This is a genomic window from Planktotalea sp. (assembly GCF_050633725.1).
Lineage (GTDB): Bacteria > Pseudomonadota > Alphaproteobacteria > Rhodobacterales > Rhodobacteraceae > Planktotalea.
In genome coordinates this window covers 257,177-272,534 of the sequence record NZ_JBOEHB010000004.1, presented here as the reverse complement: position 1 = coordinate 272,534, position 15,358 = coordinate 257,177, and the positions used below count along the sequence as shown (strand labels likewise).

The following is a 15,358-nucleotide window of genomic DNA, read 5'->3' as shown; positions in this document are numbered from 1 at the left end:
CTTACCGAGGCAAAGGATGCGTCGCCTTATTATAAGCGCGCCATTCGGTAATTTCTGGATAATACATCTCACGCCAACGCTGAACACGCGGGTTCATGATACGCTTCCACAAACGCGGGTAGAGCGCCGCCATTGTCATGATCGGATAGCCGTACGGCAGTTGGGGCGCATCAGCTTCGGTATAGTTTTGCAGCAACGGAAAACGGCGATCAGGCTTATAGTGATGGTCTGAATGCCGCTGCAGATTGATCAGTAACCAATTGGACGCTCTATGCGCCGCATTCCAAGAATGGCGCGGATGCACATGCTCGTATTTGCCGTCTCCCAAGTGCTTGCGGGTCAATCCATAATGCTCAACGTAGTTTACCAGTTCCAACTGCCAAATCGCCACAAAGGCTTGGAAAATGAACAATCCAACGCCGATCCATCCGCCAAGAATAAGCGCAAGCAACAGCGCACAGCCTTGCAAAATCCAATACCGGAAAAACGGGTTAGACAGGTCTGTCCAAGGTAGGTCTTTGCGGGCAAGCATGTCCTTTTCTGCCTTAAAGGCCGAAATCCAACATTCTCGTAAAACACGCGGAAAAAACCGATGAAACCCTTCGCCATAACGCGCAGTCACTGGATCGCGAGGCGTTCCAACATAGCGGTGATGCACAAGTAGATGTTCCGAACGAAAGTGCGAATACAGGACCATCGCGAGCAATAGATCACCAAACCAGCGTTCTCGTTTGTTTTTCTGGTGCATCAACTCGTGGCTATAGTTGATCCCGATAGTTCCCGATCCGACCCCGACACTAAAGAACAGGCCGATCTTTTCCCACGAGCCTAAATGTTCAGCTTGACCGACATAATAGATCAAGCCGAAGATCGTGAGGAATTGAATAGGAACCCATGCGCTGGTCAGCAGTTTGTACCAGTGCAGTTGCTCATCGTCTGTTTCCAGATCGACGTTTTCTAGGTTCAAACCAACCGCAAAGTCTAAACCCGTGAAAAGATACCAAGTCAGTACTGGAATAATGAGAACCCACCAACCGCCCACAAAGGCTGCGGCCCAAATTGCTGGGATCAGCAAAAACGAAATCCAAAACGGCAGAGCGCTTTGTAGTTTGGCGGCTGTTCCAGATGAGATCACTTTGAAGTCCTCTTCGCGGGTGCTTTCGTGGGTGTTTTACGCCCCTCAGAAACCAAGTCAAAGACCTTGCGCATAACAGTTGGTAGATTGGACGGTGAAAAGTCTTCCAAAGGCACGAATTCGCCTGTTTTTGCCGCGCGATCCATCGGCACCAATGCTGTCTTGACGGTTAAGCGCAAATGAAAGTGCGTGAAGGTATGTCGTACCTCGCCTTTCAGTAGCTTCCATTGTGCTTTCATCGGCGGAGAATCAAGCGCTTGCTCCTCGCTCCATTCAGTTCCGGGCCATCCAAGCATTCCGCCAAGCAATCCCTTCTCCGGGCGCGTTTCGAGCAAATAAGCACCGTCAACGCGCCTAGCAACATAAGCTATGCCTGTTCGGATTGGCTTGGGCTTTTTGGGGGTCTTTTTGGGCAGTTCGATATGGGTGCCAGCCAAGCGGGCTTTGCAGGGATCGCGCCAAGGGCAAAGCCCGCAGGCGGGGTTCTTTGGCGTGCAAATCGTTGCGCCTAAATCCATAACCGCTTGGGCATAATCGCCCGCGCGTTTTTGCGGAGTTAATGCTGTGGCTTGCTCCATCAGTTCCGGTTTGGCTGAGGGCAATGGCGTGTGAATATCGTGCAATCGCGCCATGACGCGTTCCACATTTCCGTCTAGCACTGTTTCGGGCAAGTCATAGGCGATCGCAGAAATGGCTGCGGCAGTGTAGGGACCAATGCCGGGTAACTCCAAAAGGCCAGCGTGGGTTTCGGGAAAGACACCAGCGTGTTCATCTGCAACCGTGCGAGCGCATTTCAGTAAATTGCGGGCGCGGGCATAATACCCAAGGCCGGCCCATTCCCCCATCACGTCGGCGTCTTGCGCGCCAGCTAGATCGACAACAGTTGGCCAACGCGTTGTGAAGCGCTGGAAATACTCTTTGACGGCAGCAACAGTTGTTTGCTGCAACATCACCTCGCTCATCCAAATGCGATAGGGGTCAGGCGAAATGCCTGCGCGGCGCTCGGCTGGCCCAATGCGCCAAGGCATTTCGCGGGCGTGGCGATCGTACCACTCAAGGAGGGTGAAAGGATCTGCGGGTTCACGCAATGTTTATACACTCGATTGTTCGGTTTTGCTGGCACCCAGCGCTTTGGGCTTTAAGATAGGCTAAAAGTTCAAGATGCAAGTCAGGACAGATTCTATGGCGCAGCGTCGCCCCACAACAAAAGGTTTTGCGCGCACGTCAAGCCTGCTGACCCAGCGCATTCGCAAAGCGTCCGAGTCGCGAGGCTTCGCGCAATCGCGATTGCTAACCCACTGGGACGAGGTCGTCGGTGCGGATGTAGCTGCGGTCGCGCGACCTGTGAACGTTAGTTATGGGCGTCAAGGATTTGGGGCATCGCTGACAATTTTGACGACGGGGGCCAATGCGCCGATTGTTGAGATGCAAAAAGAACAAATTCGCGCCAAGGTGAACGCCGTTTATGGGTATAACGCCATTAGCCGCATCAGAATTACACAAACAGCGCCAACGGGCTTTGCCGAAGGGCGAGCTGTGTTTGAACGCGCGGTCACTCCGAAAAAGCCGGAAGCGACACCCGAAATCAGACAGGCTGCCGCGCAATCCGCTGGCGGCGTCAAAAGCGATGATTTGCGCAGCGCGCTTGAACGCCTTGCCCAAAACGTACTAACAAAATCCCAAAATTAAGGAGAAGCCAAATGCTTCGCACCCTACTTTCCGCCGCCGCAGCGGTTTTGTTCAGCCTGAGCATGGCGACAGCCCAAGACGCCGAAATCGCTGATATGGTTCTTGGTGATGAAAATGCCAAAGTTGAAATCATTGAGTATGCGTCTTTGACATGCCCGCATTGTGCAACATTCCATTCCGGACCCCTCAAAGAGATCAAGAAGAACTATATTGAGACGGGAAAAGTCAAATTCATCTTCCGCGAAGTGTATTTCGATCGTTTTGGCCTATGGGGGTCAATGATTGCGCGTTGCGCTGGGCCTGACCGCTTTCAAGGCATGATTGACCTGATTTTCAAAGAGCAATCGCTTTGGACCCGCGCGGGCGAACCTGCGGCGATCGTAGAAGAGCTTCGTAAGATTGGTCTTAAAGGTGGTATGAGCGCGGAAACGCTGGATGCTTGCCTTGCAGATGCAGACAATGCGCAGGCGCTTGTCGGTTGGTATCAAGAAAACGCAGAGCGCGATAACGTGCGCTCCACGCCTTCGTTCATCATCAACGGCGAGCCCTATTCCAACATGAACTACGCAGACTTTTCCGCAATCATTGAAGAAAAATTGGCTGAATGAGCGCGCCGCTTGCAGGACTGAAAGTCGTAGAGCTCGCACGTATTTTGGCCGGTCCCTGGGCTGGCCAAACCCTGTCTGATCTTGGCGCAGAGGTCATCAAAGTCGAAGCGCCACGGGGCGATGACACACGTCAATGGGGCCCTCCGTTCATAGAACGCGAGGGAGATCGCTCAGCGGCGTATTTTCATTCCTGCAATCGCGGTAAGAAGTCGGTAACGATCGATTTTCGCAACGAAGAGGGTCAGGCGCACGTCAAAGCGCTTTTGGCTGACGCAGATATCGTGATCGAGAACTTCAAAGTGGGTGGCCTTGCGAAATACGGCCTCGATTTTGCGTCGCTGAAAGACGAGTTTCCTCGGCTCATCTATTGTTCGATAACAGGTTTTGGCCAGACTGGTCCCTATGCCCATCGGGCCGGCTACGATTTCATTATCCAAGGTATGTCAGGACTGATGTCGATCACAGGCGAACCTGGTGGTCAGCCGCAAAAGGCTGGTGTTGCGACGACGGATATTTTCACAGGTGTCTATGCCGTTGCTGGAATTCTCGCCGCTGTACACCAACGTCAAAGCACGGGCAGGGGTCAGCACATTGATATGGCTTTGCTTGATGTGGCAGCGTCCGTGACAGCCAATCAAGCAATGAATTATCTCGCGACGGGCGTGTCACCAGGTTTGATGGGGAATGCCCATATGAACCTGACGCCATACCAAGTTTTTGACTGTGCCGATGGTCATATCATTATCGCGACGGGCAATGATCCCCAGTACCAGCGGCTTTGCTTGCTGCTTGGCATAGAAGAAATGGGGTTTGAAAAGAATTTCCTGACCAATGCAGATCGCATTGCGAACAGAGACGAAATGACCGCTCGTTTGACCAATGAGACGCTGAAAATGTCGAAGGCTGACTTGCTTGCGGCATGTGAAGCGCATGGCGTTCCTGCGGGTCCGATCAATAATATGGGTGAAATGTTGAATGACCCGCAGATCAAAGCGCGCGGTATGCAGATTGAATTGAACGGGGTGCCGGGCGTGCGCTCGCCATATGTATTCTCGGATGCGGAACTCGCGCTGGATCGCCCTTCGCCCAAGTTAGGTGAAGATAACGAGTGAATTCGGATCGCTTTGCGATCCGACAGGCTGGGGGCCAGCCCCCAGACCCCCGGGATATTTCTGGAAAGAGGAAGCACGTAGGGTCGCTTTGACGGTGGCTTGCCCGTGATGTGGGTTTCTGTCACTCAGGCTCGGGCGCAGCTTGAGGGAGATCACGGCATGAAATTGGGTCTATTTCTTTTGAGTCTGGCTTATGTATTGAGCCAGTTCTATCGTGCGTTTCTTGCGGTGCTTACGGACGTTCTAAATGCTGATCTGGGTGCCAAGCCAGATATGCTTGCGACCGCATCAGGGCTTTGGTTCTTGTCATTTGCCGCAATGCAAATTCCCGTTGGCTGGGCTTTGGACACGCTTGGCCCGAGGCGGACGTCTGCGACGCTTTTGCTAATTGGTGGCGCAGGAGGTGCCGCGGTATTTGCGATGGCGACAACGCCAATGCATATCAATTTTGCCATGCTTTTGATTGGTATCGGTTGCTCACCGGTCCTAATGGCAAGCTTTTATGTTTTTGCGCGCGTTTACCCACCCGCGATGTTTGCAACGCTTGGTGCTTTGATGATCGGAGTTGGATCGTTTGGTAATCTCGCAGGTTCAGTGCCGCTGACATTAGCGGTGGAGGCGTTTGGTTGGCGCGAGACGCTTTGGGCCTTGGCTGCCGTCACCGTGCTGATTGCAATCGGACTGTGGATGACGATCACCGATCCACCCGCCGTTGAAAGCTCTGAAAAGGGTAGTGTGCTCGACCTTTTCAAGATACGCGCGCTTTGGTTCATTTTCCCGCTTATGCTGGTCTACTACGCGCCGGCTGGTGCGATGCGAGGGCTTTGGATCGGACCTTATGTAACGGATGTTTTCGGGGGTGACGCTGGTATCGCAAGCCTTTGGATGGGCGTTGCTATGATCGCGGGGACTTTCTCTTATGGGCCGCTTGATCGGATGCTGGGCACGCGCAAATTGGTTGCGCTGACCGGGAATGCAATGGCCTGTCTGTTTTGCCTCTTGCTTGGACTAGGCGTTGCGCAGGGCTATTGGAGCGCAGTGGCGCTTTTTGCTGCTGCAGGCTTTTTCGGCGTATCGTTTCCGTTGCTCATGGCACATGGACGGGCCTTCGTTCCAGCGCATCTCGCGGGGCGGGGCGTTACGTTGATGAACCTCTTTGGCATCGGTGGTGTTGGGTTGTGGCAATTCATTTCAGGCCGCATGCACGCGTCAATGTCGCCCAACGCAGCGCAAATCGCGGACCCGTATCACGCGATCTTTCTATTCTTCGCTGCGATGCTGGCAATTGGCATTGTGATCTATGCCTTCAGCGAAGACCGCATCGATTAAAGTCACACTTGCCGCGCCGCAGCGCATGGCCCCTTTTCCAATGGCGCGCAACGGCGTATAGAGCCGCGTCGGCATGCACCCGCGCGCCGATGAAAACCCGTAGAGGAGAGACCCGATGGGGTATAAAGTCGTCGTCGTTGGCGCCACAGGCAATGTGGGCCGTGAAATGTTGAACATTCTGGATGAGCGTAAGTTCCCAGTGGATGAGCTGGCCGTGTTGGCAAGCCGTAAATCCTTGGGCACGGAAGTGACGTTCGGTGAAAAAACGTTGACGACGAAAGACTTAGACACGTTCGATTTCACGGGTTGGGACATGGCGCTCTTTGCTGTTGGCTCTGAAGCGACCAAGAAATACGCACCTGTTGCTGCGAAAGCGGGCTGCATTGTGATCGATAACTCGTCGCTATATCGTTATGATCCGGACATTCCGCTGATCGTGCCTGAGGTGAACCCAGAGGCGATTCACGACTATTCCAAGAAGAATATCATCGCGAATCCCAACTGCTCGACCGCGCAAATGGTTGTGGCGCTCAAGCCGCTTCATGATCGCGCGCGCATCAAACGCGTTGTTGTCAGCACCTACCAGTCCGTTTCCGGCTCTGGCAAAGGCGGCATTGATGAGCTGTGGGATCAGACCAAGTCGATTTACAATCCGACAGATGACAAGCCACCAAAGCAGTTCACCAAGCAAATCGCGTTCAACGTGATCCCGCATATCGATGTGTTCATGGACAGCGGTGAGACCAAAGAAGAATGGAAAATGGTGGCCGAGACGAAGAAGATCGTCGATCCATCCATCAAAGTCACAGCGACCTGTGTGCGCGTGCCTGTTTTCGTGGGTCACTCTGAAGCCGTGAACATCGAATTCGAGGATTTCCTCGATGAAGACGAAGCACGCGACATCCTGCGTGAAGCGCCGGGTATCATGGTGATCGATAAGCGCGAAAATGGTGGCTATGTGACGCCCGTTGAATGCGTTGGTGATTACGCAACATTCATTTCGCGCATCCGTCAGGACAGCACGATTGAGAACGGTCTGAACCTATGGTGCGTCTCTGACAACCTGCGCAAAGGCGCGGCGCTCAACGCGGTGCAGATCGCTGAGACCCTAGGGAACCGTGTTCTCAAAAAGGGCTAACTCAGGTCGAATAGCTATTGAAAGCCCCGTCATTTTTGGCGGGGCTTTTTCTGTGCGCTGCTAAAACATGCGATTGATATTGAATAACAACCCGGTCCCTGAGACGGTGTCTGCGTTTTTACTGCCTCAACTGGACCTCTCATGCGCCTGAAATACTCTCTATGCCTTTTGATAGCCCTCGCGGGTTGCGCAACTCTTTCAGAGGAAGAATGTCTGAATGGCAACTGGCAGGAAATTGGCCTTAAGGACGGCGCAAACGGAAAAACCAGTGACTTCATCCAGAGCCATGCAAAGGCCTGTGAAAAGGTCGGTGTTGTGCCAGTGCAAAGTCTTTGGGAGAAAGGTCGTCAACAAGGGCTGCCTGCATACTGTGTTCCACAAAAGGCCTATTCAGAAGGGAGGCGTGGACGCAGGCTTAGTGCAGTTTGCCCTGCTGAAAAAATCCCAGAGCTTCGTGCTGCCAATGACCGTGGCATGAAATATTATGACTACAGCGCCGAAATAAACAGTTTGCAATATCGTATCGGCGATATCGAGCGCGCGCTAATCGGGGAGAAGAGCCCTGCCAAACGCGCCTTCTTTGTCCAAGACATTCATTTGATCCGCAGCCAGATCCAACTTCTCGAACTTAAACGTTCTTTGGTGTCCTCTTTGTAACCAACAAACACACCGGTACTTTTTAGGGCTAACCACTCTCCCAATAGTCCAACGAATTTGACTAAATTCCACGAGAAGAAGTCGTTTCGCGTCAACCTTTTAGGAAGGCTGATTTGAGATACACGCTGGGCCGTGGGGGCGAATTTGGGGTGAAACCGTGGAACAAGTAACAACTATAATGCCAAACGAACACGTTCGACTGGACGCAGAACGTCTTGAATTGCTTTACTCACAGTTGGGTGAAGATAGTGCAGATGATGTGTTGTGTCGTGCGATGGAAGAAATGGCCATTCGGATCAAACAAAGCGAAAAATTGTATCAAGCGGGATCTGTCCGAGAGCTACGAAAGACTGTTCATTCACTGATTGCGATTGCGGATCAGATTGGCCTTCAAACGTTGGCACGCGTGTCGGGTGACGTTGTGATCTGCATTGATCGAGAAGATTGGATTAGTTTAGGCGCAACCTTTTCACGATTGACGCGCAGCTCTGATCAATCGTTGACGGCAATTTGGGATTTACAGGACGTAACAATCTAAGGCGTAGGCGCATCACATGTAGCGTGCAGCCTAAATCAAGGCTTGCAGGGCAGGGTGAAGTGGATAGCTTGGCGTTGATCCAACTCAGTGAGACTACACTTATGCCACTAACTTTTGCCGCGCAGCAAATCGCAAGCGTTCCGTTGACCCTTCTTTCGCCCGATGGTCTGACTGATTGGCTAGATGATCAGCCAGATCGGATAAAGGCATGGGTCAATGCATCCGATTTTAAGGCCGGGTTTGGCACCGTCCTGGTCTTGCCTGACGAAATCGGTGGTATTGCTGGTGCGCTTGCCGGAAGCGGCTCTGATGAGGCAAGACAGCGAAGCAGATTTGCCTTGGCGTCCGCGCGCCTTAAGCTGCCGGCGCAAACCTATCATTTGATAAGCGATCTGCAGGCGGACGATCTTGAGGTCGAATTGTTGGGTTGGCTTTTGGCAGGATATTCGTTTGACCGCTATCGCGACCAGACGTCTTTTGGTGCTACTTTAGTGTGCCCGAAGGAGGCGGATGCAACGAGAATCGAAGCGATAGCGAACGGCGAAGCACTCACACGCGATCTGATCAACACGCCAGCGTCTGATATGGGTCCACCTGATCTAGAACTGGCGGCGCGCGCGCTCGCAAAGACCTACGGCGCTGCGATTGATGTGACACTCGGGGACGCACTCCTTGAGCAAAACTTCCCAATGGTTCATGCGGTTGGGCGCGCCGCATCCCGCGCCCCTCGTCTGATTGATATGCGCTGGGGCAGGTCTGGCCCTACACTCACGCTTGTTGGCAAAGGGGTTTGTTTCGATACAGGTGGACTAAATTTGAAACCCGGAAGTTCGATGGGTTTGATGAAGAAAGATATGGGCGGGGCTGCGACGGTTCTTGGCTTGGCCAAAATGATAATGTCTCTGGAATTACCGCTACAATTGCGTGTTTTAATCCCGGCGGTTGAAAATTCGGTCAGTGCAGATGCTTTCCGCCCACAAGATATTTTGAACTCCCGCAAAGGACTTACGGTCGAGATCAATAACACGGACGCAGAAGGGCGGCTTGTTCTGGCGGATGCACTGGCACTGGCAGATGAAGAAACCCCTGATGTGATAGTGTCGATGGCGACTTTAACAGGCGCCGCGCGCGTCGCGGTCGGTCCCGATCTTGCACCGTTTTATGCGCAACTGGATAGCAGTGCTGCTGCTTTGGAAAGTGGTGCCAAACAGGTTCAAGACCCCGTTTGGCGCATGCCGTTTTGGCAACCCTATGAGACGATGATTGAACCTGGGATCGCAGATTTGGACAATGCGCCAAAGGGCGGCTTTGCCGGCTCGATAACGGCTGCGCTTTTTCTAAGGAGATTTGTTACAGAAACGCCAAACTATATCCATTTCGATATCTATGGTTGGCAACCTAACGCAGCACCTGCGCGTCCGAAAGGTGGCGTGGGACAAGCATCGCGCGCTCTTCTCGCCTCGCTTCCAAAGATTCTCGACCTGTGAGCGATCCGCGTTCAACACCAGCCAATGGGCGCGTGGCGTGTGAAAGTTTGCGCGGCCAAGTTGCCGCCGACACATATGTTAACGGAGCGGCGCGTCGGGTGTCAGTGCCTGTTGCCGACCTGCGGCGCGCGCCGGATGGCCCACGTGATCGCCAGTTGCTTATGGGCGAAGACCTTAAGGTGTTTGAAGAGCGAAAGGGCTGGGCCTTTGTTCAAGCCGCAAAGGATGGCTATTGCGGCTATTTAGCGGTCGAAGCATTGGGCGATGTGGAAGCGGCGACCCATTGGCTAAGTGCTCCATCCAGCCATGTTTACGAAAGGCCAGATTTTAAGGCCCCTGATCTTATGCCCCTTAGTTTTGGCAGCAAGGTCCGTGTCGTCGAAATGCATGCGCGATTTGCGCAAACATCTATCGGTTACATCCCGCGCCAGCATCTTTCACCTTTGAGTGAGTCCGAACGTAGTCCAGCGCAAGTCGCGCGCCTTTTTCTTGGCACCCCTTACCTCTGGGGCGGAAACTCCCGCTTTGGCATTGATTGTTCGGGTCTTGTCCAAGCGGCGCTTTTGGCCTGCGGGATCGCTTGCGATGGCGATAGCGACCAACAAGAACGAACGCTAGGGCGCGATGCGACCGGCAATCCTCGGGCAGGCGATTTGCTGTTCTGGAAGGGCCATGTCGCGATGATGGTGGACAACAAAACGCTGATCCATGCGAATGCGCATCATATGTCGGTAGTGTTGGAAGGATATGATGTGGCGCTAGCGCGAATAGCGGCACAGGGAGATGGCGAAGTAACGCGCCACGTGCGTCTTTAATCGACCGAACGGATTAGCTTTCGCTCTAACACCCGCAAGACGGTCTTTAGATCATTGCCTCGTTTGAGGATTTGACCGTTCATGCCCACGACGGCGTATTGCCCTTGTTTATTTCTCAGCTTTGGCCGTTTCTCGATTCTATAGAGCGGGTTTTCAGCGGTGCGCTTGAACACTGCGAAGACAGCTAGATCTTTGAGACAAGAAATTCCGTAATCGCGCCACTCTCCCGCCGCGACCATTTTGCCATACAGAGACATGATTGGTCCAAGCTCAGTGCGATGGAAGGCGACCTGCATTTGCTCTGGTTTTGGAAACAGCGAAATCGGCGTTTGATCGGTCATAGGAATACAGTTGCCCTGTTCCCGCGGTAAATCAAGGCGCAAAATCTGTGCAGCGTGCAAGACAAAGCGAAAAGTGACATCATTCCCTCCGGGAGCAGCGGCAAAACTATCCGCGGTTGATCACGATCGCTTTGCCCTTGGGCTGAGTTTGAGCTGTGTCGGACCTTCTTCAGTCGACGTCGCTCAAACCCAATTAGCAGCCATTAGCGCTCCGCTTTGGCGTGAAAAATAAAGCCAAGGAAGTTCAGCAAAATTTGAGCCGCCAATATTTGCGTACTTTCGCTTGGATCGTAGGCTGGGGCGACTTCGACAAGATCTATTCCGACAACATCGCTACGCGCCGCCAGACCTTGTAAGATTTCCAGCACGTCATAGTACAGAAATCCACCATGGCTGGGTGTGCCCGTTCCCGCCGCTATGGAGGGGCAAAAGGCGTCGATATCAATCGTTACATAAATGCGCGCGCCCTTCGGGATGCGCTCCAAGACCGCCTCTGTTCCTAGCTTTCGCACTTGGCGTACGGATAAAATGTCAGATCCGCGCGCGCGCGCGTCATCGTAGCCTTCTTTTGCAGTGGACGACACATTGCGAATACCGAGCTGGGTCATCCCGCTTACATAGGGTTTCTCAATAGCGCGGCGCATCGGGTTTCCATGACCTTCCGTGACGCCATGGCGCTCGTCCACGAAATCGAGATGAGCGTCAATTTGAACAACATGGATAGGGCCATCGCGCTCGCACACATCAGAAAATGCATTGATGCAAGGGATATTGATCGAATGATCGCCGCCGATGGTGACTGGCAAAGCGCCAGCCTCCAAGATTTTGCGGACGCCGAATTCGATATTCGCGTGGCTTTCAGTGGTTTTTGTATGAATGATATCCGCATCGCCAATGTCTACGATCCGAACGTCACCACCGAGATAGGTCGCGTCGTCCTCGTGATCATAGGCACCCGCGTGACCGAAGCTAAACAGAGTTGAGGCTTCACGCACCGCGCGCGGCCCAAACCGGGCGCCGGGACGCCATTGAGTGCCAAAATCAAATGGGGCACCAAGAACGGCAACGTCTGCGTCGATATTTTCCCAGTCGCTCACATAGGGCTTTTTGCCAAATGTCGAAATGCCCACAAAAGGCAGGTTCAAGCGTCCCGTTTCGTAACCATTTTCGGACATCCCTTATCTCCCCGGAATCTCGCCGCGCCGCTCGCCTGCTCCGTCCCAAGTGTCGATGGCTTCAATCGCTTCTTGAGCGGTCTCTACAAAGCGGAATAAATCAAGGTCTTCTGCGGATATCGTGCCTGCTTCTGAAAGAGCGTCCCAATTGATGATGCTTTCCCAGAATTTTCGACCAAAAAGAAGGACCGGAACGCGCTGCATGCGGCCAGTCTGAATCAGCGTTAGAGCTTCGAAAGTTTCATCAAGCGTTCCGAAACCACCCGGAAATACGCAAATCGCCTTTGCACGCATCAGGAAATGCATCTTGCGGATCGCGAAGTAGTGGAAGTTAAAGCACAAATCGGGCGTGACATATTCGTTCGGCGCCTGCTCATGCGGCAGTACAATATTGAGACCGATAGAGGCACCACCAGCATCCATGGCGCCGCGATTTCCTGCTTCCATCACGCCGGGCCCACCACCTGTGACGATGACATCCTCGCGCCCATAGCTTTCCATCGATTTCTCGGTCATCAATCTGGAAAACTCGCGCGCTTCTTGGTAGTATTTCGACAGATCAGCCAGCGTCTTTGTGCGTGCCGTGTCCTTTTTCTCTGGCTCGGGAATGCGAGCACCGCCAAACAGAACGATCGTGCTTTCAATGCCGCGCTCGTCCATCACCAGTTGCGGCTTGAGCAACTCAAGCTGCAAACGGACAGGCCGTAATTCATCGCGGCACAAGAACTCTTCATCTGCAAACGCCAAGCGATACGCTGGTGCGCGCGTTTGCGGGGTGTCCGGAATTTGCTCAGCGGTGTTGCGATCAAGTCCTGCATCGCGGAACGGGCTGTTTCTATCGTCTTTCATTACTCTGTTCCTCTTAAACCTGTTTCTTCATGTCTAACGAGGCAAGCAAGACCATACCAGTCATGATCGCGATTGCGGAAATGCGCGCTTTGTTGTCTAAAGCCGCAAATTCATTAATCCGAGGGATTCCCATGTCTAACGCACAGCTAGAAACTGCAATTGAAGCGGCCTGGGAGGCACGCGACACAATCACACCCGCCACCACAGGCGAGCAACGCGAAGCAATCGAAGACACGCTCAACGCGCTCGATAGCGGCAAGTTGCGCGTTGCTGAAAAGCAGGAAAACGGCGATTGGCATGTAAATCAATGGGCAAAGAAAGCAGTTCTGCTTGGTTTCCGTATCAAGGACATGGAGCAGCAAGATGGCGGTCCACAAGGCGGCGGCTGGTGGGATAAGGTCGACAGCAAATTCAAAGGCTGGGGCGACAATCAGTGGCGTGAGGCAGGCTTTCGTGCAGTGCCAAACTGCATAGTTCGCAAATCTGCGTTTATCGCTCCTGGCGCGGTTTTGATGCCATCGTTCGTGAACCTCGGCGCTTATGTCGATGAAGGCACAATGGTTGATACGTGGGCAACAGTTGGTTCATGTGCGCAGATCGGCAAAAACGTCCACCTGTCCGGCGGCGTTGGCATCGGCGGTGTTCTTGAGCCAATGCAGGCGGGGCCGACCATTATCGAAGACAACTGCTTTATCGGCGCGCGCTCTGAGGTTGTTGAAGGTTGCATCGTGCGCGAAGGTTCTGTCCTTGGCATGGGCGTCTTCATCGGCCAGTCCACGAAAATCGTTGATCGTGAAACAGGCGAATTCACTTATGGCGAAGTGCCTGCGGGTTCTGTCGTTGTTGCCGGCTCTATGCCATCTAAGAACGGCGTTAACCTTTATTGTGCGGTGATCGTAAAGCGTGTGGATGCGCAAACGCGCTCAAAAACAAGCATTAACGAGTTGCTGCGCGACTAATAGACAGCGCGCGAAACTTAAGATTAGATCAAGGCTGGGGCTCTGTGCTCCGGCCTTTTTCATTTCTGAAGAGATTTCTATGCGCTTTATTCTTTCCGTTGCTTTTGCTGTCATTCCCTCCTTTGCCTTAGCGGGTGAATACGATGGCATCTACCGACCTGTTGATTACAAAGATTGGGATTGCAAAAACGTTGGTATGGACGGCGGTGCATTGCAAATCAAAGACGGACAGTTCTTTGGCGTGGAAAGCGCCTGTGATCTGACAAACCCGACACCAGTACGCGATATGAATGCGACGCTATTCGACATGATTTGTAGCGCAGAAGGTGAAACCTTTTCAGAACGAATTTTGATAATGCACACCGAAGACGGAGTGCTTACCGTGCGGGATCAAGGCTATGTTTCCGAGCTAACGCGTTGTGGGCAGTAAGCCCCGTTTCTTAGTTCGGTGAATAGATGTTGCCAAACCACTTGCTGAGCAAGTCATCGTAGGTTCCGTCAACGCTGAACTTGAGCAAAACCTGATCGATTTCTTCTTTGAGCTCACTTCCACTGCTTAACACGATGCCATAGTTTTCAGGCCGGTAAGTACGATCCAGAACCCTTACTTTGCCTGCACCTTTGGTTTGTTGGTAGTAGGCGAGGATCGGTCCATCAAAAACAAGTGCATCAGCAACACCATGTTCAAAAGCGTTGAACATTTCTTCGGGAGTTGCATAGTCGGCATAGACCAAACCATTTGCCTTCAAAAATGCGGCGCTGGTTGAGCCGCTGATTGTTGCAACGCGGCGATGTTCCAAATCTCGCAGGTTTTGCACGTTAGAACTCAGCGCGTTCACAGTCATTGCAGCTGTGATCGAAGCAACAAAAATCGAAACGATAAAGAGACTGGAGACCACGAGCATAACTGCAAAGATGCGCCCGAAGGGAGAGCGTGGAACGCGCTCTTCAAAACCGCCGTTGACCACAAGGTTAAGCGCCCACCAGAACGATGGGAACAATGCTTCACGAGCGGATTTGTCGAAATACGGCTGATGACGGCGCTCAAAGAGCCACATCAGCACACCGCCGAAGAACAAAAGCGCGAGACCGCTGAGAATGACAAGGCCGATATCCCAAGTGAACAGAGCGCTAAACAGCCCAAGCCCTGTGTTTTCAATCGGGATTAGGATTTTGATGCCGCTGCCAAAAATAGGTTGGCTGAAATCCATCTCGCGTTCGCGCTCGGTCGTGATTGAAATGTTCGCAATGGCGCCATCAACAGAGCCGTTTTTGACTTGCGTGAACATTCCGCCGAAGGTGTCGCTCGCTTTGAACTCGACTTCGCGACCCATGTCTTTGCCAATTGCACGCATCAAATCAATGCTAAAGCCGCGAATGTCGGGCGTGTCAGCAAATGCAAATGGCGGTCGATGAACGGTCGCGATCTTCAAAGGCGACGTATCCTGAGCCAATGCAGGCAAGATTGAAGATAGCAGCAATGCTGCGGACAAGAGCAGTGATCTAAGATGGATCATTTACAAAAG

Annotated in this window: 17 protein-coding genes; 11 read left to right on the top strand and 6 right to left on the bottom strand. The window is 52.9% G+C overall.

Translation table 11 applies throughout. The features are described from left to right. Window position 1 precedes the first annotated feature (1 nt). Both ACRBCU_RS06060 and mutY read right to left on the bottom strand, forming a co-directional pair. Window positions 2-1,135: an alkane 1-monooxygenase gene (locus ACRBCU_RS06060; protein ID WP_431364478.1), complete on the bottom strand. Its 1,134-nt coding sequence runs from the start codon at window positions 1,133-1,135 to the stop codon at window positions 2-4. Beyond that, the gene (gene mutY, locus ACRBCU_RS06055; RefSeq protein WP_431364477.1) at window positions 1,132-2,223 is read right to left on the bottom strand and encodes an A/G-specific adenine glycosylase; all 1,092 of its coding nucleotides are present in this window, start codon (window positions 2,221-2,223) and stop codon (window positions 1,132-1,134) included. The genes ACRBCU_RS06060 and mutY overlap by 4 nt, the downstream gene beginning before the upstream one ends. A 94-nt stretch (window positions 2,224-2,317) precedes the next feature. On the opposite strand from mutY, the gene ACRBCU_RS06050 reads away from it, so the two are divergent. The 9 genes from ACRBCU_RS06050 (at window position 2,318) to ACRBCU_RS06010 (ending at window position 10,508) form a co-directional block, all read left to right on the top strand. Next, window positions 2,318-2,824, top strand: coding sequence for a DUF721 domain-containing protein (locus tag ACRBCU_RS06050; protein ID WP_431364476.1), 507 nt, complete (start codon window positions 2,318-2,320; stop codon window positions 2,822-2,824). Between the two features lie 11 nt (window positions 2,825-2,835). Beyond that, window positions 2,836-3,432, top strand: coding sequence for a DsbA family protein (locus tag ACRBCU_RS06045; protein ID WP_431364475.1), 597 nt, complete (start codon window positions 2,836-2,838; stop codon window positions 3,430-3,432). Continuing rightward, complete coding sequence (locus tag ACRBCU_RS06040; protein ID WP_431364474.1) at window positions 3,429-4,544, top strand: CaiB/BaiF CoA transferase family protein; 1,116 nt, start codon at window positions 3,429-3,431, stop codon at window positions 4,542-4,544. Before ACRBCU_RS06045 ends, ACRBCU_RS06040 begins: the two co-directional genes overlap by 4 nt. A 159-nt stretch (window positions 4,545-4,703) precedes the next feature. Continuing rightward, window positions 4,704-5,873 carry an MFS transporter gene (locus tag ACRBCU_RS06035; RefSeq protein ID WP_431364473.1) on the top strand — a complete coding sequence of 390 codons (1,170 nt, stop codon included), beginning with the start codon at window positions 4,704-4,706 and terminating at the stop codon, window positions 5,871-5,873. A gap of 115 nt (window positions 5,874-5,988) precedes the next feature. Next, on the top strand, window positions 5,989-7,011 hold the full coding sequence (locus tag ACRBCU_RS06030) for an aspartate-semialdehyde dehydrogenase (RefSeq protein ID WP_431364472.1): 1,023 nt from the start codon (window positions 5,989-5,991) through the stop codon (window positions 7,009-7,011). Between the two features lie 141 nt (window positions 7,012-7,152). Continuing rightward, the gene (locus tag ACRBCU_RS06025; protein ID WP_431364471.1) at window positions 7,153-7,668 is read left to right on the top strand and encodes a DUF2799 domain-containing protein; all 516 of its coding nucleotides are present in this window, start codon (window positions 7,153-7,155) and stop codon (window positions 7,666-7,668) included. 178 nt (window positions 7,669-7,846) lie between these two features. Beyond that, entirely contained in the window at window positions 7,847-8,206 is a 360-nt protein-coding gene (locus tag ACRBCU_RS06020) for a hypothetical protein (protein ID WP_431364470.1), read from the top strand. Between the two features lie 101 nt (window positions 8,207-8,307). Continuing rightward, window positions 8,308-9,693 carry a leucyl aminopeptidase family protein gene (locus ACRBCU_RS06015; RefSeq protein ID WP_431364469.1) on the top strand — a complete coding sequence of 462 codons (1,386 nt, stop codon included), beginning with the start codon at window positions 8,308-8,310 and terminating at the stop codon, window positions 9,691-9,693. Next, on the top strand, window positions 9,690-10,508 hold the full coding sequence (locus tag ACRBCU_RS06010; RefSeq protein WP_431364468.1) for an NlpC/P60 family protein: 819 nt from the start codon (window positions 9,690-9,692) through the stop codon (window positions 10,506-10,508). Before ACRBCU_RS06015 ends, ACRBCU_RS06010 begins: the two co-directional genes overlap by 4 nt. On the opposite strand, the gene ACRBCU_RS06005 is transcribed toward ACRBCU_RS06010, so the two are convergent. The 3 genes from ACRBCU_RS06005 to ACRBCU_RS05995 all read right to left on the bottom strand — a co-directional run bounded on the left by ACRBCU_RS06005 (window position 10,505) and on the right by ACRBCU_RS05995 (window position 12,873). Beyond that, complete coding sequence (locus ACRBCU_RS06005) at window positions 10,505-10,849, bottom strand: DUF2794 domain-containing protein (RefSeq protein WP_431364467.1); 345 nt, start codon at window positions 10,847-10,849, stop codon at window positions 10,505-10,507. The two genes, ACRBCU_RS06010 and ACRBCU_RS06005, sit on opposite strands and share 4 nt — an antisense overlap. 203 nt (window positions 10,850-11,052) lie before the next feature. Next, window positions 11,053-12,024, bottom strand: a complete 972-nt coding sequence (speB, locus tag ACRBCU_RS06000) for an agmatinase (protein WP_431364466.1) — start codon at window positions 12,022-12,024, stop codon at window positions 11,053-11,055. Between the two features lie 3 nt (window positions 12,025-12,027). Continuing rightward, on the bottom strand, window positions 12,028-12,873 hold the full coding sequence (locus ACRBCU_RS05995) for a TIGR00730 family Rossman fold protein (RefSeq protein WP_431364465.1): 846 nt from the start codon (window positions 12,871-12,873) through the stop codon (window positions 12,028-12,030). Between the two features lie 131 nt (window positions 12,874-13,004). On the opposite strand from ACRBCU_RS05995, the gene dapD reads away from it, so the two are divergent. Together dapD and ACRBCU_RS05985 are read left to right on the top strand one after the other, a co-directional pair. Next, window positions 13,005-13,832: a 2,3,4,5-tetrahydropyridine-2,6-dicarboxylate N-succinyltransferase gene (gene dapD, locus ACRBCU_RS05990; RefSeq protein WP_431364464.1), complete on the top strand. Its 828-nt coding sequence runs from the start codon at window positions 13,005-13,007 to the stop codon at window positions 13,830-13,832. Between the two features lie 79 nt (window positions 13,833-13,911). Further along, entirely contained in the window at window positions 13,912-14,262 is a 351-nt protein-coding gene (locus ACRBCU_RS05985) for a hypothetical protein (RefSeq protein WP_431364463.1), read from the top strand. 10 nt (window positions 14,263-14,272) lie between these two features. Here ACRBCU_RS05985 and ACRBCU_RS05980 read toward each other — a convergent pair whose 3' ends face one another. Then, complete coding sequence (locus tag ACRBCU_RS05980; protein WP_431364462.1) at window positions 14,273-15,349, bottom strand: transporter substrate-binding domain-containing protein; 1,077 nt, start codon at window positions 15,347-15,349, stop codon at window positions 14,273-14,275. Between the last annotated feature and the right edge of the window lie 9 nt (window positions 15,350-15,358).